Genomic DNA, 21,679 nt, shown 5'->3' with positions numbered 1-21,679 from the left:
AAATCGCACAAGAAAAAGCCCGAGAGGCGGAACCTCTCGGGCGCTCGGTCAATCTACCGAGGATCAGCCCATGCCGGGGGACGGATCAAATCCAGGGCGGCGGGTCGCCGCAGTCATAGGGCGTTTGATCGAAGTAGGGAGTCGTCGTCCCCCACCAGAGGTACGTCTTGCCCGTACAGTACATCGTCTGTTCGCCGACCGAATTGGTATGGCTGGGATCGTCGTAATAGACACGATCCCAGCCGGTCTTTGGATAGGCTAGGGCGATAAGCGGAATGGCGATGGCCGCCACCAGGCCCGCGCCGGCGACGGCCAGCTTCAGTTTCAGCTTCTTCAAGATCAAACTCCCCAAAGCGCGATAATCGCGTCGCTACCTTGGGGAGCCGTTGCAGGTTGATCAACCGAAAATGGTGATCCGGTTTTGCGAATTTAAAGGTGAGCGATGCGTCCTCAGAAACGTCTGGGGACTGCCTTCTTTCGCATCTGGAGCCTCAGCCCTCCATCGCCTCCAGCTCCTTGCCGCGGGTCTCGTGGACCAGCTTCTGGACCAGGAAGTAGGAGACCAGGGCGCTGACGGCGTAGAAGCCGTAGGTCATCGGCAGGCTGATCGCGGCCAGGGCCGGGAAGCTGACCGAGATCGCGAAGTTGGCGATCCACTGGGCGAAGCCGGCGACGGCCAGGGCCGAGCCGCGCATCTGGTTGGGGAACATCTCGCCCAGCATGACCCACATGACCGGGCCCCAGCTGAGGTTGAAGAACACCACATAGGCGTTGGCGGCGAACAGGGCGATCGGCCCCGTGCCGGCGGCCAGGTGCAGCGAGCCGTCCACCGTGGTGGCGGTCGAGAAGCACCAGGTCAGGATACCGAGGGTCACCGCCATGCCGGCCGAGCCGATCAGCAGCAGCGGCTTGCGGCCGATCTTGTCGATCACGGCGACGGTGGCCAGGCAGGCCAGGATCGACAGGGCGCCGGACAGGATGTTGATCTTCAGGCTGTCGTCCTCGGTGAAGCCGACCGACTGCCACAGCACCGAGCCGTAGTAGAAGACGATGTTGATGCCGACCAACTGCTGGAAGACGGCCAGGACCAGGCCGGCCCAGACGATCATGCGGATCTTCTTGGTGGTCGGGTCCAGCAGGTCCGAGAGCTTGGGCTTGTGGTGGTCGGCGGCCAGCGAGGCTCGGATCTCGGCGACCTTGCCGGCGCCCTGGCCCGCGCCGAACAGGCGCGAGAGGATCTTTTCGGCCTCGGCCTCCTTGCCCTTGGCGACCAGGAAACGCGGGCTTTCCGGGATCGACAGCAGGCTGAAGAAGAAGATCGCCGCGGGGATGGTCTGCATCCAGAACATCCAGCGCCAGGCCGGCAGGCCCATCCAGAACGGGGCGGTCGAGCTGCCGGCGGTGTGGGCCAGGATGTAGTTGGCCACGAAGGCGCCGGTCAGGCCGGTGATGATCATGATCTGCTGCACGGACGATAGCCGGCCGCGGATGTTGGCGGGCGTGACTTCCGAGATGTAGACGGGGCACAGCACCGAGGCGGCGCCGACGCCCAGGCCGCCGATCAGGCGGAAGGCGATGAACACCATCGAGGTGTCGGCCGCCCCGGTGCCCAGGGCGCTGACCAGGAACAGCAGGGCGGCGACGATCATCACCGTGCGGCGGCCCCAGACGTCGGCCAGGCGGCCGGCGGCGAAGGCGCCCACGGCGCAGCCGATCAGGATGGCGCCGACGTTCAGGCCGGTGCCCAGCTTGCTGAGGCTGAAGGCCTTCTCCAGGCCCTCCTGGGTGCCGTTGATGACCCCGCTGTCGTAGCCGAACATGAAGCCGCCGATGGTGGCGACGGCCACGATGGCGGCGATGAAGGCCATGTTCACCTTGGCGCCGTCGGCGCTCATGCCAGGGCTGGGCCCGGCGCTCAAAACTGATGCCACTTTGGTCTTCCCCGATTGGCCCGCAGGCCGCGTTTGATCCCTAACGAGTCCCGCCTTGGGCTCTTGGTTGGCCCGACCTTAATGTTAGCGGTATCAGGCCGCAAGCACCCTCTAGATGTCCAGGCTTAAGGTGCATTGGCAACGTTGTCATCCGTCTCCACGGGGGCTGCCCCGGAACATTGCCGAAAAGACATTTGCCCCGCGCGCCGTGATGGCGTCTTAGCCTTGGCGTCGGGGGCGAGCGTCCGCCGGCGGTTTCTTCGGGGGAAGTCCGTTGCGTTTGAGAGTTCTGCTGCTCGCCGCCGTGGCCGGTCTGTCGCCGAGCCTGGCCCTGGCCCAGGCCCAGGCCGCGCCGCCGTCCCAGGCCGCGCCGAGACCGACGGCGGCCGGCAAGCCCGCCGACGCGCCGACCGCCGTCGAGGGCGTGACGGTGACCAGCGACTCCACCGCCATGCGCACCTCGATCGACCGCCGCAGCTACAGCGTCGCCAACGACCTGTCGGCCAAGACCGGCTCGATCGCCGACGCCCTGCGCAACATCCCCTCGGTCGAGGTCGACATGCAAGGCAATGTCAGCCTGCGCGGCGATCCGAACGTCACGATCATGATCGACGGCAAGCCGTCCAGCATGTTCAACGGCGACGGCAAGGCCGACGCCCTGCAGCAGATGCCGGCCGACCAGATCGACCGCGTCGAGGTGATGACCAACCCCTCGGCCGCCTATCGCCCCGACGGCACGGCCGGGATCATCAACCTGATCACCAAGAAGACCCGCAAGCCGGGCGCGACCGGCTCGGTCAAGCTGAACGTCGGTCCGGACAGCCGCTACAACACCGGCGTCACCGGCAACCTGGTCAAGGGCAAGCTGACCCTCTCGGGCGACGCCGGCCTCCGCTACGACCGCCAGGCCTTCTGGTCGACCGACGAGCGCGACACCGTCACCGCGACCGACCCGGGCGCGCGCACCGTGCAGGACGGCGCGTTCAAGAACGCCGGCCGGGCGGTGAACCTGCGCGGCGGCGTCGACTACACGCTCACCCCCAAGGACCGACTCAGCGGCGAGGTGCGGTTCCGGGGCATGGACTACAGCACCGGCGGCGAGGAGACCTTCACGGTCCTGGGCGCGACGCCCGGCGCCTCGGCCCTGGCCTACGCCCGCGCGTCCAGCGCCAGGATGAGCCGCGACAACGGCGCGGTCAGCGGCGACTGGCGCCACCAGTTCAAGAGCGCCGAGCACGCGCTGGACGCCCACCTGGAATACGAGGTCACCGACTTTCAGCGCGACGGCCAGGCCTTCATCGACAACACCACCGGGGCCGACGTCTACGAGACCTACGGCTTCGGCGCCGACCAGGACCGCGTCAACTTCAAGCTCGACTACACCCGCCCGATGTCCGGCGAGTCCAAGCTGAAGACCGGGCTCGACCTGGAGGGCGTCGACAACGACTACGACAACCACGGAACCCGCGGCCCGTCGCTGGCCGGCCAGGTCGTGGATCCCAGCCGCACCAACCGCTTCCTCTACGACCAGGACGTCTATGCCGGCTACGTCACCTACGAGCGGCCGTTCGGCGACTTCACGGCCCTGGCCGGGCTGCGGGCCGAGCAGGTCGAGATCCGCACCCACCAGGTGACCTCGGGCCAGAAGGACGACAACAGCTACTTCAAGGTCTATCCGTCGCTGCACCTGGGCTACACCCTGAGCCAGACCCAGACCCTGATCGCCAACTACAGCCGGCGCGTCCAGCGCCCGCAGGTCCAGGACCTGAACCCCTACCGGATCTATCAGGACCCCAACACCTACCGGGCCGGCAATCCCGACCTGAAGCCGCAGATCACCGACTCCTACGAACTGGGCTGGCAGTACCGCAAGGGCCCGGCCTCGTACCTGGCCACGGCCTATTATCGCGAGAGCCGCGACGGCGTGACCGACGTGGTGCGCGACCTGGGCGGCGGCGTGTTCCTGACCACGCGCGAGAACCTGACCAAGAGCCGCAACGGCGGGCTGGAGCTGGTGGCCAACGGCAAGCTGACCCCCAAGCTCAGCTACAACATCAGCGGCAACGCCTTCTGGAACGAGATCGACGCCGGCGACCTGGGCTTCACCGACACGCGGTCGGGCACGACGCTGTCGGGCCGCGCCAGCCTCAGCTGGCAGGCCACGCCCAAGGATTTCTTCCAGCTGAACGGCTTCACCTCGGGCAAGCGCCTGACGCCGCAGGGCTATCGCGAGCCGATCTCGCTGCTGAACCTGGGCTACCGCCGCAAGGTCAGCGACAAGCTGAACCTCGTGGTCACCGCCAACGACGTGCTCGACTCGTTCCACGACACCACCGTGCTCGACACCCCGGGCCTGCGGGAGCGGATCGACCGCGGGGCCAACGTGCGGGCGGTGTTCTTCGGCTTCACCTACAGCCTGGGCGGCGGCAAGGCCCGGCCCGAGCAGTTCGACTTCGGCGGCGGGGCGGTGGGGGGGTAGGCCAGTTGCTTCTCGTAGCGCCAGACCTCCAGCGGAAAGAGCCCCTCGGAGGTCTCGGTCGGCACGTTCTCGACCCGCGCCATCGTCCAGCCGGACTTCTCGTAGAACCGTGCGGCGCGGGCGTTGCCGATCGCGCAGGCCAGCCAGGCGACGGTAATCCCGGCCTGGGCCAGGCGCGCCTCGGCGTCGGCCATCAGCACGGCCGCCGCCCCGGTCCCGCGCGCCTCGGCGGCCAGGTAGAACTGATGGAGCTCGTCGTCCTTGATCAGGTGGAAGCCCAATGGCGCGCCGACAGGGCCCAGCGTTCGCACCTTCGGCAAGGCGGCGGCCATGCGGTCTTCGAAGCTCTCCAGCGTGCGCAGACGGGTCAGGGCCTCGGGCAGCAATCCCTCGTGACCGTCGCGCCAGCCGGACCACCACAGATGGGCCAAGGGCTTCAGGTCCGCCGGCTCGGCGTCTCGCACAGCTATCATCGCGCCGCTCCGTCCAGGGTGTCGACCAGCGTCTTTGGGGCCAGGACGCGGTAGCTCACCTTCAGCAGGTCCGCCATCTGTGCCCAGTCGGTGGCCGCGTCCAGGACCACGCCCACGATGTTGGGAAACCAGACCGGACGGAAGAACGGCCGGGCCTCGAAATCGACCGGGTCGAACTGCCGATCCAGCGTGCGGAAGGTCACCACGCAGGCCGGGCCGTCGGTTCCGGCCGCCTGGGTGTAGGCAGCCGGCCAGCCGTCGGCGATCATCAGGACATGGGCGAAGGTCTTGTCGCGCACCCGCCAGCGGGTTCCCACCCAGGCGGCTTCCTGGCGGGTCTCGGGCAGGGCGCGGCAGATCGCGCGAAGCCGGGCGACGATCTGGGACGGGACCTGGGGACGCGTGCCCGACATCTGGTCCGGCTACTTCGAATAGACGACCCGGCACTCGCCTTCGACAGTGGTGTAGCGGCCGTTGGCCGCGTCGACGAATGAGATCCGGCCGCCCTCATCATACTCGACCTTGCCGGTCGAGCGTCCGGCGAAGGTCTGGGTCCCGTAGGACCAGCAGACGATGTCCGCCGGCTTGTCGCCCCAGGTGGCTTCTCGACTGGCTCTCCTGCTGTCGGTGCAGGCGCCCGTCGCGAGCGTCGCCAACAGGATTGAGGCTGTCAGGATCGGGCGCATGCGCGGACCTTCGCTGGAAGCACCGGCCTGTCGGCGCGGGAACGGATGGTCATTGATCGGGCAGGATCTGGGCTTTGGCAACAGGCTGGCGTTTCGACGTCCCGGCGGCGCGGCGCTCTTCGGGGTGTTGCTCCCCAAGTGATCGCCGCCTTAAACCAAAAGGCCCCCGGATCGCTCCGAGGGCCTTCGATCTTCAGTGATTGTGCCGGGGCAGCTTCGACGCCAGGTCCTGGTACTTGACCGCGAACTCCAGCACCCCGCCGGTCTCCAGCTGGCCGGTATGGGCGCGGTAGATTTCCTGCCACGGCGTCATGGTCGCGGGGACGGCCGGAATACCTTCCTTGCGGCGCTCGGCGATGGTCGCCTCGTCCACCAGGGCGTCGCAGCGGCCGGTGTTCAGGTCGATGCGGATGGTGTCGCCGGTGCGCAGCCAGGACAGCCCGCCGCCGACCGCGCTCTCGGGCGAGGCGTTGAGGATCGAGGGGCTGTCGGCGGTGCCCGACTGGCGGCCGTCGCCTAGGGTGGGCAGGCTCATGATCCCGCGCTTCAGCAGGGCGTCCGGCGGCTGCATGTTGACCACCTCGGCCGAGCCGGGCCAGCCGATCGGGCCGGCGCCGCGGATCACCAGGATGCAGTGCTCGTCGATCTCCAGCGCCGGGTCGTTGATCCGGGCGTGGTAGTCGTCCGAACCGTCGAACACGACAGCCCGGGCCTCGAAGATGTCCTCCTGGCCGGGCTTGCTGAGGTAGCGGGCCCGGAAGTCGGCGCCGATGACGCTGGACTTCATGATCGCGAAGTCGAACAGGTTGCCCTTCAGCACCAGGAAGCCGGCCTTCTCGGCCAGGGGCTGGGCGTAGGGGAAGATCACCTCGCGGTCCCTGGTCTCGCGACCTTCCAGGTTCTGCGCCATGGTCTTGCCGGTGACGGTCAGGACGTCGCCGTGCAGGCGGCCCTGTTGCAGCAGCTCCCACAGCACCGCGGGCGCGCCGCCGGCCCGGTGGAAGCGCTCGCCCAGATACTTGCCGGCCGGCTGCATGTTGACGATCAGCGGGATGTCATAGGCCGCCCGCCAGTCGTCGGCGGTGATCTCGAGACCCGCGTGACGGGCCATGGCGGCGATGTGCGGCTGGGCGTTGGTCGAGCCGCCGGCCGCCGCGACCAGGGCGATGGCGTTCTCGAACGCCTTCCTGGTCAGGATGTCCTTGGGCTTGATGTCCTCATAGGCCAGGTCGACGATCCGCTGGCCGGTGCGATAGGCCATCTGGCCGCGCTCGCGATAGGGGGCCGGGATGGCCGCGCAGCCGGTCAGGGACAGGCCCAGGGCCTCGGCCACGGCGTTCATGGTCGAGGCCGTGCCCATGGTGTTGCAGTGGCCGGCCGAGGGGGCGCTGTCGGCGGCGCGCTGGATGAACTCGGCCTCGTCGATCTCGCCCGCCGCCAGCTTGCGCCGCGAGCGCCAGATCACCGTGCCCGAGCCGACCAGCTCGCCGTCGTGCCAGCCGTCCAGCATCGGCCCGCCCGACAGGACGATGGCCGGGATGTTGACCGTGGTGGCGGCCATGATGCCGGCCGGGGTGGTCTTGTCGCAGCCGGTGGTCAGGACCACGGCGTCGATCGGATAGCCGTGCAGGGTCTCGACCAGGCCCAGATACGACAGGTTCCGGTCCAGGGCCGCGGTCGGGCGGCGGCAGTTCTCGAAGATCGGATGGACCGGGAACTCCATCGGGATGCCGCCGGCGTCGCGGATGCCGTCGCGCACGCGGGTCACCAGGTCCAGGTGGATGCGGTTGCAGGGCGAGATGTCGCTGCCGGTCTGGGCGATGCCGATGATCGGCTTGCCGCTGCGCAGCTCCTCCGGGGTGATCCCGTAGTTCATGAACCGCTCCAGATAGAGGGCGGTCATGTCGATATGGTCGGGATTGTCGAACCAGTCGCGCGAGCGGAAGCGGCGAGGCGTTCTGTCAGGGGCGGTCAAGGCGCACCTCGTACTGGGGCTGGCCGGCCACGGCGACGGGCAGGGCGAACAGGCCGCCGCACAGCGGATAGGCGGCCAGCTGCGCGTCGCTCAGGCCCTTGCGGGCGGTGGTGAAGTAGAGGGTCTTCAAGTCGGGCCCGCCGAAGCAGGGCTTGGTGACGTTGATGGCGTCCAGGGTCACCCGGTCGACGACCTCGCCCTGGGGCGACAGGCGCAGGGCGCCGTGGCCGCCCCACAGGGCCGTCCAGACATAGCCCTCGCTGTCGACCACCGAGCCGTCGGGCCAGGCGTCCTCCATATCCAGGCGGAAGAACTCCCGCTTGTTCGACAGCTCGCCGTCGGCGTCCAGGTCATAGGCCCAGATGATCTTTTCCAGGGTGTCGGTGTGGTAGAAGGTCTTGCCGTCGGGCGAGGCGCAGGGTCCGTTGGTGATGCAGATACCCTCGTCCTGCTGGACCGGCTTGCCGTCGGCGCCGAGGCGGTAGAGCGCGCCCGTCGGGGTTTCCTCGCCGTCGTGCATGGTGCCGAACCACAGGCGGCCCTCGGCGTCGACCGTGGCGTCGTTGGGGCGGTTGTTGAGCTCGAGCGGCTCGATCTGGGCCAGGAACACGAAGGCGCCGGTCGCGGGATCGAAGCGGTGCAGGCCGCTCTTCAGCCCCGCCAGGAAACCGCCGCCGCCGGCGTGCGGAGCCAGGAACGTGATCTGGTCGGGGGCGTCGAAGCTGGCCGTGGCGCCGCTGGCCGGATGGAAGCGATGGACCTTGTGGCTCTTGATGTCGACGAACCACACCGCCTGCTCCTCGGCGGACCAGATCGGGCCTTCGCCGAGGGTGGCTTTCAGGTCCCAGACGCAGGTGGGTTCGGGCATCAGTTCTTTCTCCGTTGTCATCCCGGCCGGAGCGTAGCGTAGGGCCGGGACCCAGGGGACTGGGCGAATGCGGTGCGGCGGCCCCTGGGTCCCGGACAGCCTCTACGAGGCTTCCGGGATGACACCGAAGAGGGCGCTGCGCACGCTATGACAATCTTGTGCGATCAACGCCAGCCGGCGTCGATCCAGTATTCGTGGCCGGTGCACAGGCTGGCGTCGTCCGAGGCCAGGAACATCACCAGCGAGGCGATGTGGTCGGGGACCAGCCGGCCCTTCAGGGCCTGGGCCTTGACGATCTCGGCCTCGCCCTCGGGCGTGTACCACTTCTCCTGGCGCTTGGTCTTGACGTTGCCCGGCACCACGCAGGTGACGCGGATGTCGTCGGGGCCCAGCTCGCGGGCCAGGGCCCGGGTCATGCCCTCGATGCCGGCCTTGGCGGTCTCGTAGAGGACCAGGTCCTCCAGGCCCAGGTGCCAGCTGATCGAGCCGAAATTGATCACCGCCCCGCCGCCGCGCGCCTTCATGCCCGGGGCCACGGCCTGGGTGCAGAACAGCATGTGGCGCAGGTTGACGTTGATGCGCTCGTCCCAATAGGCGGGCGTCACCTCGGCCAGCTTGTGGCGGTCGTCGTTGCCGGCGTTGTTGACCAGCACGTCGACGGGGCCGATCTCGGCGAAGGTCCTGGCCACCGCGTCCAGGTCGGTCAGGTCGCAGCGGATATAGACCGGCGCGACCGGCGAGCCGGCCAGCTGGGCGGCCAGGGCCTTGGAGTCCTCGTCGGCGACGTCGAGGAAGATCACCTCGGAGCCCTGGCGGGCGAAGCCGGCGACGATGCCGGCCCCGATGCCGGAGCCGCCGCCGGTGATGACGACGCGTTTGCCCTTGAGGCTGGGATAGATGGCGGAGGACATACGCGTCACGACCAGGAAGAGACGATTTTCAGGGAGATCACAGCAGGCCGCGGCCGGCCAGATTGCGGATCAGGGCGGAGACGCCGAACGTCCACGGGGCGGCGAGATCGCAGGTGGTCACCTCGTTCTCCAGCACGCCCAGCTTCGGGGTGGCCACGCGGACGCGGTCGCCGACCTTGTGGGTGAAGCCCTGGCCCGGCGCGTCGCGGTCCTGGATCGGGGCGAACATCGTGCCCAGGAACAGGACGAAGCCGTCCGGATACTGGTGCTGCTTGCCGTAGGCCTGGCCGGCCAGCACCGCCGGGTCGCGGCTGATCAGGCTCATGTTGCTGTGGCCGTCGAGCACGAAGTTGTCGCGGCCGGTGATCTTCAGCGTCACTTCCGCCGAGCGGACGTCGTCCAGGCCGAAGCCGTCGTCGAACAGGCGGAAGAACGGGCCGATGGCGCACGAGGCGTTGTTGTCCTTGGCCTTGCTGAGCAGCAGGGCCGAGCGGCCTTCGAAGTCGCGCAGGTTGACGTCGTTGCCCAGCGAGGCGCCGCGGATCCGGCCCGATCCGTCACACAGCAGCACGACCTCGGGCTCGGGGTTGTTCCAGTGGCTGTCGCTGCGCACGCCGACATGGTCGCCCCAGCCCATCGACGACAGGGTCGGGCCCTTGGTGAAGATCTCGGCGTCGGGGCCGATGGCCACTTCCAGGTATTGCGACCACAGGCCGCTCTTGATCAGGCTCTGCTTCAGGCGCTCGGCGCCCTCCGAGCCCGGATCGACGCTGCGCAGGTCGCCGCCCATGCTGGCCGACAGCTGCTCGCGGATCTGCAGGGCGGCGGCGGCGTCGCCGCGGGCCCGCTCCTCGATCACCCGTTCCAGGGTCGAGACGGCGAAGGTCACGCCGGCGGCCTTCAGCACCTGCAGGTCGACCGGGGCCAGCAGCTTGGCGGCCGCGCCGTCCGGGTTCTCCCAGACGGCCCGCACGTCCAGGTCCTCCAGCGGGCCCAGGTCGACGCCGGCCGGGATCGCCGCGCCGGGCGCGAAGGCGTTCATCAGGTCGGAGGTGGTCGGGGCGATCTTGCTGACGTCCTCGATCCGCCCGCCGCGGATCAGGACGGGAGTCGGACCCTGGCCGAAATCGATGCGGCCCAGCAGGGTCGCGTCGCGCCAGTCGTCGGGAAGGAAATCACTGAGGGCCACCGGTCGTCTCTCCCTGGCGGGCGCGTTGGACCGGTCTTGACTCGCCGCCCACGCCCCCCGTCACTCGTAGATCACGTTGTTAGCGCTAACACGACGCCCAACGCAAGCCCCGCCGCGCCGGGCGAATCGCGCCGGTCGGCAAGCCGCCCCTGGCGGGCGCGCGCGCTTGAAACCATCTTAACGGCGCAAGCTCAAGCAGGACAACGCCATGACCGATCGGCCGATCAAGATCCCGGGGCCCGACCACCCCATCACCGTCACGCCAAATTCCCGGCGCGTGGTCGTCACCCTGGGCGGCAAGGTGATCGCCGACACCCGCGACGCCCTGACGCTGCGCGAGGCGTCCTGCTACAGCCTCTCGTTCTACAGCCTTCCGCTGGACGCCGGCTGTCCGTGCTCCAGCGCCAGCCGATAGAGGCGGGCGACGTCCAGCAAAGGCGCGACAGGCCAGCGGTTGAGGCCATTTCAAGCTGGGCGAGCACTCCGCAGGCAGGTATCCAACATTTCTAGGTTGTAGCCGCGCACCGGCGTGGCCAAGCGGATCAAGAGGGGCTCGCGCTATGACGCCGATAATGTCTTGAATAAATTCTCAGTCGCCGTCGCGACGACCGCGAACATTACCCTGTCCGGAGAGCAAACCATCGACGGGGTCGTCACCAACCAGTCGCGAGTGCTCGTCAAAAACCAGTCCGTCGCGAGTAAGAACGGCATCTACGTCTCGGCCATAGGCGCGTGGGCTCGGGCCAGTGACATGGATACCTGGTCAGAGGTCTATGACGCGGGAATATTCGTGGGCGGTGGAACGACACAGGGCGCAACCGGCTGGGCGTCTACCGTCGCGAGCATCGGCACACTAGACAGCACCGCGATCACGTTTGTTCAGCAGTCGGCGACGATATCATACTCGGCCAGTGGGGTGGGTTTAATCCTAACGGGCTCCACCTTTGCGTTGGCGGGGCAAGCCCTGGCTCTTCATCTCGTGGCTGGCTCAGGTGTGTTCACCCGGTCCGCGGGAGGCGATGTGGCGTTGACCGCCACGGGCGTCGCGGCGGCGGGTGCGATCCTGACCCGGGGAGACGGTGACAGTCGGTATCAGCCCCTGTCGACGACCTTGAACGCGCTCGCCAACACCAATCTCACCAACGATCTGTTGATTTACGGCAATGGGACTGGATCCGCAGGAACAACCCCGTTTACGAGTCTCGGTCGATCGATCGCCGGGGCAGTGGACGCGCCGACGGCCCGGTTCCTCATCGGGGCCGATATAGCCAGTAATATCGCGTACAGTCCTGATGTTGCCCTTGGTCAAACGACGGATGTCGACAACAAGCTGAATCAGCACCGCACCTTGTTTGACACTATCCCTGCCGATAAACATGCTTCCATTATTAATGGAACAAATACAGCTGACCTTACCGCCTACGTTCAACGTGCCCTGAATATGGGCGGTGTCATTGACACTCTAGGATATACCTACCTCACCCTTGGGCTGACGATCTCCGTTCCGGGGACTCGGATCGTTGGTTCAGGACGGTTCTTGCTGGTTCCGGAGGCGGCGTCCGGCACAATTCACCTCCAGATCGCGACCTCGTACGTAACGATCGAGAAGGACGTGGTGTTTGACGGCGGAGGAATCACAACACCGTCGGTTTGGGTCTATGGCATCCGCAACTCGGCGCAGGTGAGTAACCTTAAGTTGCTGTGTCAAGTAAAAAGGTACAGCTTCATCGGCGTGGAAATTCACGACTACAACGGAGCTTGGAAAGATAACAAAGCCATGTGGCTAGGCGTGACCGTCTCAGACGTCGGTTGGGCGGGCATTGTCGTACATGGAGTTCGTGATGTGGATTTGACCCATTCGCGGGTTATCGGCTGCGGATATCACGGCTACGACATTCAAGGCTGCTCCCACGTTCATGGGTCATTACGCGTCGATCGCAGCGTAAAATCGTATCGCGTATACGATGGTCCCGGCTATACCCCCGTCGCCTTCTGTGTATCTCGTTTTAACAACACCGACGAGGTCTATACGGATTGTGATCTTATTGGTAACGGTTCAGGGGATATCTGGGGGCTGGGCGAAGGAGGTGGTGACGCCTCGAATTGTCAGCGAACCGTAGTCTCCGGTGTCTTTACCGATCGGATAAAGGGGACTGGATTCGACGTTACGTCGAACATGACTGCCGATATTGTCCTTTGCGGACCAAATTGCTTCTTGGGACTCGACTACGGCGGCCTAATCGAGAACGTAACTTTGCGTGCGGTGATTGATGGGCCCGTCGACGATGCGGCGTGCAGGTTGCCTCCCACGATTGTCGTCGCCCGCACCGTCAACACCGTCGCCGGGTCGCCTGTTGTAACCGTCGTTGGGGATCCGCTCGGCACGGGCGGCTATCTGTTACCCGGCACGATCGTCACCGGTCCGAACATTCCGTCTGGCGCGACTGTCCTTACTGTTAGGGGCTCGGAACTCACGCTCAGCCTCAACGTCGCCGTCAGTCAAGCCGGCGTGTCAGTCGTATTCCGAGGTAAGCTTGTCTGGCGCAATATCGATCTGATATTGATCGTCAGCAACGCGAAGTACGCGCTCGCGCTTTGGGACGCTATAGACAGCGCATACGGTTCATTTAGCAACGTCAACATCCGGATCGTCGCTCGAGAGATCAAGCTTTCGGAAGTGATCGCCTATCCGCTGTCCAAGTTACCGCCTGGGGTCCGCGTAGAGGTGATCTCTGGAGACGGTGAACCGAAAACAGTGTCGTTTGCCTCCGGCGGATTTTCCGCCCTGGGGCGCAGGTCTTTTATTCTCTCCGGGAGCGGGGCTTTGAACAGGATTACAGATGGTTATCCTGGTCAGGAAATCTCATGTTACGCGTCGTCCGATATGACCTTGCACTTCGATTGGGCCGACCTCAGCGGTTATGGTGAAGACCGATTGCTCGGCAAGGACAACGCTGCGATTGTCTTGAAAGGCGGTGGCGAGTTCCGAGCCATGAAACGTTACCAAGGTGGATGGTACGTCAGTTCGGTCGTCAACCCATATCCCAGTGTCTGAGATGGGTCGAACCGCGCCGCCGGGGCTAGCCCCCAACCCGTCCCTCACCCCTCCGGCGCCGGCCCCGTAGAATCGCGGACGATCAGGGTGTGGGGGTGCATCAGCTGGCGCGGCTCGCCGGCCTTGCCGCGCTTGCGGCGGATCTCCTCCAGCACCAGGTCGACGGCGGCGCGGGCCATGGCGGCGATCGGCTGGTGGACGGTGGTCAGGGCCGGCCAGATGTTGGCGGCGATCGAGGTGTCGTCGAAGCCGACGATCGACACGTCTTCCGGCACGTCCAGGCCCATGCGGTGGGCGACGCCCGCCGTGGCGGCGGCCATGTCGTCGTTGCCGGCGAAGATGGCGGTGGGCCGGTCGTCCTCGGCCAGCAGCCGCTCGGCCGCCTCCAGGCCCGAGCGATAGGTGAAGTAGCCCTGCTCGACCCGGACGTTCTCGTCGGGCACGCCGGCCGCCTTCAGGGCCGAGAGAAAGCCGTCCAGGCGCTGCTGGCTGACCGTCTGGTTGGGGTGGCCCTTGATGATGCCGAAGCGCTTGTGGCCCAGGCCCAGCAGGTGCTCGGCCAGTTCGAAGGCGGCGGCCTCGTTGTCGATGCGGATGGTGGCCATGTCGGCGCTGGGCATGCCCGGGGCCACGGCCACGGCGGCGGCGCCGGCCGCCTTGACCTCGGCCAGGACCTGGGCGCTCTCGCACAGCGGGGCCGGCAGGATCAGGCCGTCGACGCCGGTCTTCAGCAGCCGGGTCAGGGTGGCGCCGGCCAGTTCGGGCTCGGCGCACTTCTCGATCACCACCTGGGCGCCGGTGCGGCTGCTCTCGTCCAGGGCGCCGACCAGGAATTCCGAGAGGTAGCCGGTCGAGGGGTTGTCGTAGAGCAGGCCGATGCGGAACGGGGCCGAGCCGGCCAGGCTGCGGGCGGCGGGGTTGGGGGCGTAGTTGAGGTCGCGGATCGCCGCGTCGACCAGGGCCTTGGTTTCGGACTTGACCGTCGTCTCGCGGTTGATCACCCGCGACACCGTCATCGGCGAGACCCCCGCCAGGGCCGCCACGTCGCGGATGGTCGCGCTCTGGGTCGTGCGGCGGCGTTGACGCTCGTTGCGGTCGTTCATCGATGGTCCGTCCCTTGATCGCGGCGGACACTAGACCGTTTCGCCCATGTCTTGGAAGCCAGGCCGCAAGTCTCTGAACCGGCGAGAGGTCCTGGCGGCGGGGTCTTGCCCGGTCATTGTCCGGACCCGTCGCGACCGGGCGGGTGCAGACGGCGCCCCTCGCCTGGCCTAGATTGGCGCCATGACCCGGCAAGCGACTTCCTTTGGGGCGATCATCCTGACCGGCGGCGCCTCGCGCCGCATGGGCGCCGACAAGGCGGCGCTGGACTGGGACGGCCAGCGGGCGGTCGACCGCGTGGCGGCCCTGGCGCGCGCGGCCGGCGCCGTCCGCGTGCTGACGGCGGGACGCGACCTCGGCCTGGAGCATGTCGACGATCCGGCGCCCGGGGCGGGGCCGGTCGGCGGGGTGCTGGCCGGAGCGCGGGCCCTGGCGGCGCACGGCCTGACGCGGGCCCTGGTGCTGGCCGTCGACGCGCCGACCGTGACGGTGGAGGACCTGGCGCCGCTGCTGGCGGCGGCCGAGCCGGGGGCGGTCTATGACGGCCTGCCGGTGCCGATGGTCGTGACCCTGGCCGCCTTGCCGGCCGAGGCGGAGGCCGGCTGGCCCCTGCGGCGGCTGGTCGAGCGGGCCCGGCTGGTCGCGCTGGCCTGCGACGAGGATGTGCGACTGCGACTGCGGGGGGCGAATACGCCGGAGGAACGGGCGGCGTTGCGCTGAAGGGGAGACCTGCGTTCCTCTTGGTTGTCATCCCGGAAAGCGCGCAGCGCTTGTCCGGGACCCAGGGGAACCGCACCGCACTAGCCCAGTCCCCTGGGTCCCGGACAGCCCCTGCGGGGCTTCCGGGATGACAACGGTTTGGGGTGCTGGGGGCGGATCTCGGCCCCTCAGTACACGTCCCGCCGATACCGTCCCTCGTCCGCCAGGCGCTCCATCGTCTCCGCGCCGAGCACCGATACGAGCGCGGCGTGGACCTCGCCCGACATGCCTTCCAGCGAACCGCAGACATAGAGCGCCGCCCCGTCGGCGACCCAGGCGCGCAGGGCGTCGGCGGCCTCGATCAGGCGGTGCTGGACATAGACCTTGCGGTCCTGGTCGCGGGAGAAGGCCAGGTCCAGGCGCTCCAGCACGCCCCCGGCGCGCCAGGCCTCGATCTCGTCCTGGTGGAAGTAGTCATGGGCGGCCGTCCGCTCGCCGAACACCAGCCAGTTGCGGTCGTGTCCCGCCGCCGCCCGGGCCTTGAGATGGGCGCGCAGCCCGGCCAGGCCCGTGCCGTTGCCGATCAGGATCAGCGGCCGGCCGTCCGAAGGGCCGTGGAAGGCGCGGTTGGTCCGCACCCGGGCCGCGATCTCGGCCCCCTCGGCGGCGTGGGCGGTCAGCCAGCCCGACCCCAGCCCCGGTCGGCCGTCGGCCCGCCTCATCGCCCGAACCAGCAGCTCGACGCCGCCGTCCGCCGGCAGGGAGGCGATCGAATATTCGCGGTGGGGCAGGGGCGGCAGGGCGTCGACCAGGGCCTGGGCGGCCGTCGGGGTCGCGCCGTCGTGCGGCAGGCGGCGCCAGGACAGGACCTCGCCCAGCCTCGCGCCCTCTTCGGCGACCACGGGGGCGGACGGATCCAGCCCCAGCCGCGCCAGCAGGGCGGCGACCTCGGCCGGGTCGTTGCGCGGGCCGACCTCCAGGATGTCGCCGGCCTCCCAGGTCGCGGCGTCCAGCGGCTCGAGCCGAAGATGGAAGGCCGCGTCGCCGGGACCGCCGGGGTTCAGGTGACGACGCTCGGCCAGCCGCCAGCGGCCGTAGCGCGGGCGGGTCCAGTCGGGGGCGTCGGTGACGCCGGCCAGCACGCCGACGTGCGACTGCCAGTGGCGCAGGGCGGCCGGATCGCCGTCGTCGACCTCGACCCGGTCGAACAGCGGCGTCGCGCCCCGATGGGCCAGCCAGCCGTCCAGCGTCCGGCCGAAGGCGCAGAACTGGGCGTAGCTGCTGTCGCCCAGGGCCAGCACGCCATAGGCCAAGCCGTCCAGGGCGGGTTGGCCGCCCATGACGTCGCGGATGAAGCGGCGGGCGGCGTCGGGGGCGTCGCCCTCGCCGGTGGTGCTGGCCACGAACAGGGCCCGGGCCCCCTCGAGATTCTTGGCCGTCGTCAGGTCGGCGACGGTGATCTCGGCCAGGCTCTTCAGGGTCACCCGCGCGCCGGCGTCGCCCAGCAGCTTGGCGGTGGCCAGGGCCAGTTCCTCGGCGAAGCCGGTCTGGCTGGCGTGGACCACCAGGATCGGCGCGCCGGTCCCGGCCGCCAGGGCCTGGGCCGCGCGGCGGGCGGCGCGGCCGCGTCGCCGCTGGCGCCAGGCGATAGCCAGGCAGAACAGGACGTAGGCCCCCAGGACCAGGCCGGCGGCCCACAGGCGGCGGGTTTCAGGCGTCAGGGCGTCCCAGAAACCGCTCATGCGTCGAGCATCGCCGACAGGGCCGGCGACAGGCGCTCCTCCAGGCCGGCGGGGCCGCGCGCCAGGATCATCGCGGCCAGGTCGTGCGCGGTCGCGAAGGCCAGGGCGGCGTCCGGCGCCATCACCGTCAGGGCCGTGGCGTAGGCGTCGGCCCGCAGGCAGGTCTCGCCCAGCACCGTGACGCTGACGGTGGAATGGACGACCGGCGCGGCGGTGGCCGGGTCCAGGGTGTGGGCGTAGCGGCGGCCGCCGTGCTCGAAATATCGGCGGTAGTCGCCGGAGGTGGCCACCGACAGGCCGTGCAGGGCGACCAGGGTGCGAAGGCCGTCATTGGCCGCCGGCGGACGCTCCAGCTCGACCCACCAGGGCTGGCCGTCGGGCTTGGCGCCGGTCCCGCGCAGCTCGCCCCCGACCTCGACCAGGTACGAGCGGGCGCCGGCCCGGTCGAGGGCGGCGGCGACCTGGTCGACCGCGAAGCCCTTGGCGATGCCGTTGAGGTCCAGCCGCAGCCCACCGGGCTGGAACAGGCTGTCGCCGTCCAGCACGATCCGGCGCCAGCCGGCGGCCTCGCGCGCCCTGGCGATGTCCTGGCTTTCCGGCGGCGCGCCGGAGAAGGGACGGGGACCGAAGCCCCAGAGGTCGACCAGGGCCCCCAGGGTCGGATCGAACGCGCCGTCGGTCTGTTCGGCGACCTCCAGGGCGGCGCGCAGCACCCGGGCGAAGGCCGGCGGCAGGGGCGTCCAGCCGCCGGCGGCGGCGCGGTTGTAGCGCGACAGGTCCGACAGCGGCTCCCACGGGCTCATTTCCCGGACGACGCCGTCCAGCGCGCGCTGGGCCATGGCGGTCAGGGCCCGGGCGTCGGCGGTCGGCGGGGCCACCAGCCTGACCGACCAGGTCGTGCCCATGGTCTGGCCGCCAAGCGCCAGCACCGCGCCGCCGATCGGGCGGGCGGGGGGCTCGGCGAGCTGGGGGACGAGGACGCGGGTCATGGGGATCGCAGTTCAAAGAGGTTGTCATCCCGGAAAGCGCGCAGCGCTTGTCCGGGACCCAGGACAGCCGCACCGCCTTCACCCAGTCACCTGGGTCCCGGACAGCCTCTGCGAGGCTTCCGGGATGACACCTGTTTTTGAACCCTAAGGCCGCAGCGCTTCGAGCGTGGCGGTGTAGCTGGCGCTCATGCCGTCGCCGGCCAAGGGCGTGGCGGGCGCAGGGGCGCCGCCGGGAGCCGCGCCGCCGGGGCCGCCCATGCCCGGCCCGCCCGGGCCACGGCCGGTCTCGCCGGTCCGCACGACCGCGTTCATCCAGTACATGCCCGCTTCGGGGAAGGTGACCTTGAACGACCCGTCGGCGCCGGTCTTGACCTTGAAGTCGCCGGGCGTGGCGCGGTAGCGCGAATTGCCGGGGGCGAAGGTCACCTCCAGGTCGGCGGCGGGCTTGCCGTCCAGCAGGAACTTGAAGGTCGCCGCCTCGCCGGCCACCAGGTCGTTGGGGTGGGTCACCGGGACCAGCTCCAGCCCCTTGCCGGTCGGCGCGAACACCGTGGTGGTCGGCGCGTCGCGGGTGACGAAGGTTTCGTTGCGGTTGAAGCTCTTGATGGTCTTCAGGTCGGCGGCGCCGGCCGGGACCTGCTTGGCGAAGTCGTCCGGCGAGCCGCGGAAGCGCTTGACCTGGCTGTCCTGCGTCCAGCTGGCCATGATCGTGCTGACCGCCGAGCCGATCTTGTAGGTGCCGGGCTTGGAGAGCTGGACGTCGAAGGTCGAGCGGTACTTGCCGGTCAGGGCGTTCTGGACCTTGTCGACCGAGCCGTCCGGGGCGGTGACGACCACGGCGTCCAGGCGCATCGGATTGTGGTCGGCGTAGAACAGCTCGTTGGAGATGGCCGCGTCGACGGTCACCCAGGCGCCGTCGCCCGACAGGACGGTGAACGACGGCACGATCCAGCCGCGGTGGGCGTTGGCGGCCAGAGGCAGGGCCAGGACGAGGCCGGCGGCCGCGACGGCGAGAAGGCGAGTGCGCAGGGACATGGCGTGTCTTTCTCGATCTATTTGACGGCGACGGTGACGGCGCCGACCTCGGTCGCGCCCTTGGCGGCGGCGGGCTTGCCGGGTTTGCCCCCCATTGGGCCCCAGGTGAAGGGGACGCGGACGGACTCCTGGCCGCCGACCTCGCGCGCCGCCTCGACCACCAGGTTGTACTGGCCGGGCTTGAGGTCCTTCAGCGGGCCCTTGGCGCCGCTGAACACCAGCTTCTGCGGGCCGGGGGCGCGGGTCGCGCCGCTGATCCCGTCGGCGGGGAAGCTCATGGTGCGGCCGGCCTTGCGCCACCACTGGCGCATGTCCTTCAGCCACTTGACGCCCTTGTCCTCCTTGGAGCCGGCGTCGTACCAGACCGCCAGGGTGCCGGCGGCGGTGGCGTCGGCCGGGTTCTCGATCCAGATCGAGACATAGGGCTTGTGGTACTCGGCCACCGTCAGGCGCGGCACCTCGACGGTGACGGCCAGGTCGGCGGCCAGGGCGGGCGTGGCGGCGCCGGCGCCGAGGGCCGAGAAGGTCAGCAGGGACAGCGACAGCTTCGGGGGGGAGCGCTTCATGGCGGGACGCCTCACAGGTGGACGAAAAGGATGACGAGCAGCAGCGGGATCACCAGCCCGCCGGCCACCAGGGGCCAGGTCAGGGGGCGGCTGCGGGCGTGGAACTGCAGGAGGATCAGGCCGGTGACCGCGAAGACCACGCAGGCGCCGGCGAAGATGTCGATGAACCAGCCCCAGGCCTTGCCGGCGTTGCGGCCCTTGTGCAGGTCGTTGAGCAGGCTGATCGCGCCGCGCGTGGTCTTCTCGTGCTCGACGGCGCCGGTCGCGCGGTCGATGCTGATCCAGGCGTCGCCGCCGGGGCGGGCCAGGGCGACATAGACCTCCTCCTGCGACCATTCGCCCTCGCGGCGGGCGATGTCGGCGTCGACGGCCTCGTCGAGCCAGGTCTCGACCCGGATCGGCAGGGGCCGCTTGCCCTCGGCCGGGCCCTTGGCCAGCAGGGCCAGCAGGTCGGCGGGCAGGGTGGCCTTGCGGTCGACGACCTTGGGCTCGGCCTCGATCTGGCCGGCGTGGTTGAGGGTGAAGCCGGTGACCGCGAACAGCAGCATGCCGACCAGGCTCAGGGCGGCGCTGATCCAGTGCCACTGGTGCAGCTGCTTGAGCCAGAACGAGCGGCTTTGCTGGGCGGGTGCGGTCTTCACGAGATCCGGGGGCGAGAGGGGTCTTGGCTGAGCTTGAAGCCCATACTTGAGAACGACTTGCAAAAGCAAGCCTTCCCGTGCGATCGCCGCCACACGTCTGAGTTTTCCCATGAAAATAAGGGGCTTCTGGGTTGCCGGCTGCGACGATAGCGCACGGCGACGGCGCCGTTGGCCCGGGCTAATCGTGCTTAACCAGTCGTTAAGCATGTTGGGGCGGGCGTTGCACAAGATCCTAGTCGCGGAGGATGACATCCTCCTGGCCACCATCCATGAAATCACCCTGCGCGAGGCGGGTTTCGACGTCCTGATCTGCCGCGACGGCGAGCAGGCGCTGGAGGCCATGGACGCCTTCGATCCCGACATGCTGATCACCGACTTCGCCATGCCGCGCATGAACGGCGGCGAGCTGATCAAGGCCACCCGCCGCCGCCGGGGCGCGCGCACGGCCGTGCTGCTGGCCTCGGCCCGCGACGAGCACCTGCTGAAGGACGACGAGCGCGGCGACGCCCGCCTCGAAAAGCCCATCACCCCCGGCCGCCTGCTGGGCGCGGTCCGGGCCCTGGAGGCGCGCTGGCCCCAGGCGGCGTGAAGGCTTTGATTTTCCCTCTCTCCATGAGAGAGGGATTCCCGGTCGCCTCGCGTCTCCGTCGAGCAGGCGACGATCCGCCGCACACGGCGATTAACCGGGGCCGGTAGGTTGGCGCCGTACCTAGAGGCCAGCCCAGCCGACAGGTGATCCATGCAGACCCAGCCTCTCGTTCGCGTCGTCTACGCCAGTCGCGCCACCGCCGAGTGCCTGGCGAACCTGGACGAGAACATCGAGCAGATCCTGGCTTCGGCGATCGGCAACAACCGCCTCAAAGGCATAACCGGCCTGCTGATCGCGCATCGAGGATGGTTCCTGCAGGCCCTGGAAGGGCCGACCGACGAGGTCCACGAGCTTTTCAAGCATATCTGCACCGACCGTAGGCATCGCGACGCGATCCTCCTCGGCGAAGGCGTCGTCACGGTTCGCGAATTCGGACTTTGGAGCATGTGCGCGCGTCAACTCTCGCCGACCGACGCGATGATCCTTGGAGAGCTCGATCGACGGCCGACCTTCGAGCCGGCGGACTTTCCGGAGCATGCCGTGATGCGCCTGCTGCGGACCGTCGCGGACGTGCACAAACTGGCCTTGACCCGGCAACAGGACCTGGCGTCGGTCTAGGGTCCGTACTCGATTGCGTGTCGGTGACACCCAAGCGAAATCAGCGCGCTAATTCGTTGTCATCCCGGCCTCGGGTCGCGCAAGCGGCCCGCCTGACGGCGGGCGGGCGTAGCGCTTGTCCGGGACCCAGGG

Annotated in this window: 21 protein-coding genes; 6 read left to right on the top strand and 15 right to left on the bottom strand. The window is 68.6% G+C overall.

Annotated elements, in window-relative coordinates:
* Positions 1–85 precede the first annotated feature (85 nt).
* Positions 86–337: a DUF6289 family protein gene (locus AC07NX_RS12280; protein ID WP_494642109.1), complete on the bottom strand. Its 252-nt coding sequence runs from the start codon at positions 335–337 to the stop codon at positions 86–88.
* Positions 338–491: 154 nt separating this feature from the next.
* Complete coding sequence (locus AC07NX_RS12275) at positions 492–1,931, bottom strand: sugar porter family MFS transporter (RefSeq protein WP_494642107.1); 1,440 nt, start codon at positions 1,929–1,931, stop codon at positions 492–494.
* 274 nt (positions 1,932–2,205) lie between these two features.
* Between AC07NX_RS12275 and AC07NX_RS12270 the strand changes: the two genes are divergently transcribed.
* Positions 2,206–4,410: a TonB-dependent receptor domain-containing protein gene (locus AC07NX_RS12270; RefSeq protein ID WP_494642106.1), complete on the top strand. Its 2,205-nt coding sequence runs from the start codon at positions 2,206–2,208 to the stop codon at positions 4,408–4,410.
* Here the strand turns inward: AC07NX_RS12270 and AC07NX_RS12265 are convergent.
* From AC07NX_RS12265 to AC07NX_RS12235, 7 genes are all read right to left on the bottom strand, one after another.
* On the bottom strand, positions 4,341–4,883 hold the full coding sequence (locus AC07NX_RS12265; RefSeq protein ID WP_494642105.1) for a GNAT family N-acetyltransferase: 543 nt from the start codon (positions 4,881–4,883) through the stop codon (positions 4,341–4,343). The genes AC07NX_RS12270 and AC07NX_RS12265 overlap by 70 nt on opposite strands.
* Positions 4,880–5,296 (bottom strand): MmcQ/YjbR family DNA-binding protein, encoded by a 417-nt coding sequence (locus AC07NX_RS12260; protein WP_494642103.1) that lies wholly within the window; start codon positions 5,294–5,296, stop codon positions 4,880–4,882. The genes AC07NX_RS12265 and AC07NX_RS12260 overlap by 4 nt, the downstream gene beginning before the upstream one ends.
* A 9-nt stretch (positions 5,297–5,305) precedes the next feature.
* Positions 5,306–5,569, bottom strand: a complete 264-nt coding sequence (locus AC07NX_RS12255) for a hypothetical protein (protein ID WP_494642102.1) — start codon at positions 5,567–5,569, stop codon at positions 5,306–5,308.
* A gap of 193 nt (positions 5,570–5,762) precedes the next feature.
* The gene (gene xylD, locus AC07NX_RS12250; protein ID WP_494642101.1) at positions 5,763–7,544 is read right to left on the bottom strand and encodes a xylonate dehydratase XylD; all 1,782 of its coding nucleotides are present in this window, start codon (positions 7,542–7,544) and stop codon (positions 5,763–5,765) included.
* Positions 7,531–8,412 carry an SMP-30/gluconolactonase/LRE family protein gene (locus AC07NX_RS12245; RefSeq protein WP_494642100.1) on the bottom strand — a complete coding sequence of 294 codons (882 nt, stop codon included), beginning with the start codon at positions 8,410–8,412 and terminating at the stop codon, positions 7,531–7,533. Before AC07NX_RS12245 ends, xylD begins: the two co-directional genes overlap by 14 nt.
* A 164-nt stretch (positions 8,413–8,576) precedes the next feature.
* Positions 8,577–9,323 carry a D-xylose 1-dehydrogenase gene (gene xylB / locus AC07NX_RS12240; RefSeq protein ID WP_494642098.1) on the bottom strand — a complete coding sequence of 249 codons (747 nt, stop codon included), beginning with the start codon at positions 9,321–9,323 and terminating at the stop codon, positions 8,577–8,579.
* A gap of 37 nt (positions 9,324–9,360) precedes the next feature.
* A complete protein-coding gene (locus AC07NX_RS12235) occupies positions 9,361–10,512 on the bottom strand; it encodes a fumarylacetoacetate hydrolase family protein (protein ID WP_035087907.1) in 1,152 nt (383 codons plus the stop codon).
* Between the two features lie 208 nt (positions 10,513–10,720).
* Here AC07NX_RS12235 and AC07NX_RS12230 point away from each other — a divergent pair, with 208 nt between their 5' ends.
* Positions 10,721–10,927, top strand: a complete 207-nt coding sequence (locus tag AC07NX_RS12230) for a DUF427 domain-containing protein (RefSeq protein ID WP_494642097.1) — start codon at positions 10,721–10,723, stop codon at positions 10,925–10,927.
* A 114-nt stretch (positions 10,928–11,041) separates the two neighbouring features.
* The gene (locus AC07NX_RS12225) at positions 11,042–13,567 is read left to right on the top strand and encodes a hypothetical protein (RefSeq protein WP_494642096.1); all 2,526 of its coding nucleotides are present in this window, start codon (positions 11,042–11,044) and stop codon (positions 13,565–13,567) included.
* Between the two features lie 44 nt (positions 13,568–13,611).
* Here the strand turns inward: AC07NX_RS12225 and xylR are convergent, their stop codons facing one another.
* A complete protein-coding gene (gene xylR / locus AC07NX_RS12220; RefSeq protein WP_494642094.1) occupies positions 13,612–14,670 on the bottom strand; it encodes a transcriptional regulatory XylR in 1,059 nt (352 codons plus the stop codon).
* 181 nt (positions 14,671–14,851) lie between these two features.
* Here xylR and mobA point away from each other — a divergent pair, with 181 nt between their 5' ends.
* Positions 14,852–15,388, top strand: coding sequence for a molybdenum cofactor guanylyltransferase (mobA, locus tag AC07NX_RS12215; RefSeq protein ID WP_494642092.1), 537 nt, complete (start codon positions 14,852–14,854; stop codon positions 15,386–15,388).
* 167 nt (positions 15,389–15,555) lie between these two features.
* Here mobA and AC07NX_RS12210 read toward each other — a convergent pair whose 3' ends face one another.
* The 5 genes from AC07NX_RS12210 to AC07NX_RS12190 form a co-directional block, all read right to left on the bottom strand.
* On the bottom strand, positions 15,556–17,109 hold the full coding sequence (locus AC07NX_RS12210; RefSeq protein ID WP_494642090.1) for a flavodoxin domain-containing protein: 1,554 nt from the start codon (positions 17,107–17,109) through the stop codon (positions 15,556–15,558).
* Positions 17,106–18,050, bottom strand: coding sequence for an FAD:protein FMN transferase (locus AC07NX_RS12205; protein WP_494642277.1), 945 nt, complete (start codon positions 18,048–18,050; stop codon positions 17,106–17,108). The genes AC07NX_RS12210 and AC07NX_RS12205 overlap by 4 nt, the downstream gene beginning before the upstream one ends.
* 192 nt (positions 18,051–18,242) lie before the next feature.
* Positions 18,243–19,133: a DUF4198 domain-containing protein gene (locus AC07NX_RS12200; RefSeq protein ID WP_494642088.1), complete on the bottom strand. Its 891-nt coding sequence runs from the start codon at positions 19,131–19,133 to the stop codon at positions 18,243–18,245.
* Between the two features lie 17 nt (positions 19,134–19,150).
* The gene (locus AC07NX_RS12195; protein WP_494642086.1) at positions 19,151–19,699 is read right to left on the bottom strand and encodes a DUF2271 domain-containing protein; all 549 of its coding nucleotides are present in this window, start codon (positions 19,697–19,699) and stop codon (positions 19,151–19,153) included.
* Positions 19,700–19,710: 11 nt separating this feature from the next.
* Complete coding sequence (locus AC07NX_RS12190; protein ID WP_494642084.1) at positions 19,711–20,340, bottom strand: PepSY-associated TM helix domain-containing protein; 630 nt, start codon at positions 20,338–20,340, stop codon at positions 19,711–19,713.
* A 220-nt stretch (positions 20,341–20,560) separates the two neighbouring features.
* Here AC07NX_RS12190 and AC07NX_RS12185 point away from each other — a divergent pair, with 220 nt between their 5' ends.
* The gene (locus AC07NX_RS12185; RefSeq protein WP_494642082.1) at positions 20,561–20,929 is read left to right on the top strand and encodes a response regulator transcription factor; all 369 of its coding nucleotides are present in this window, start codon (positions 20,561–20,563) and stop codon (positions 20,927–20,929) included.
* Between the two features lie 150 nt (positions 20,930–21,079).
* A complete protein-coding gene (locus AC07NX_RS12180) occupies positions 21,080–21,547 on the top strand; it encodes a BLUF domain-containing protein (RefSeq protein ID WP_494642080.1) in 468 nt (155 codons plus the stop codon).
* Positions 21,548–21,679 lie beyond the last annotated feature (132 nt).

This window comes from Caulobacter sp. GW821-FHT09A05 (assembly GCF_059418465.1).
The sequence above is the reverse complement of the archived record's forward strand: the minus strand, read 5'-3'. Positions and strand labels throughout refer to the sequence as shown.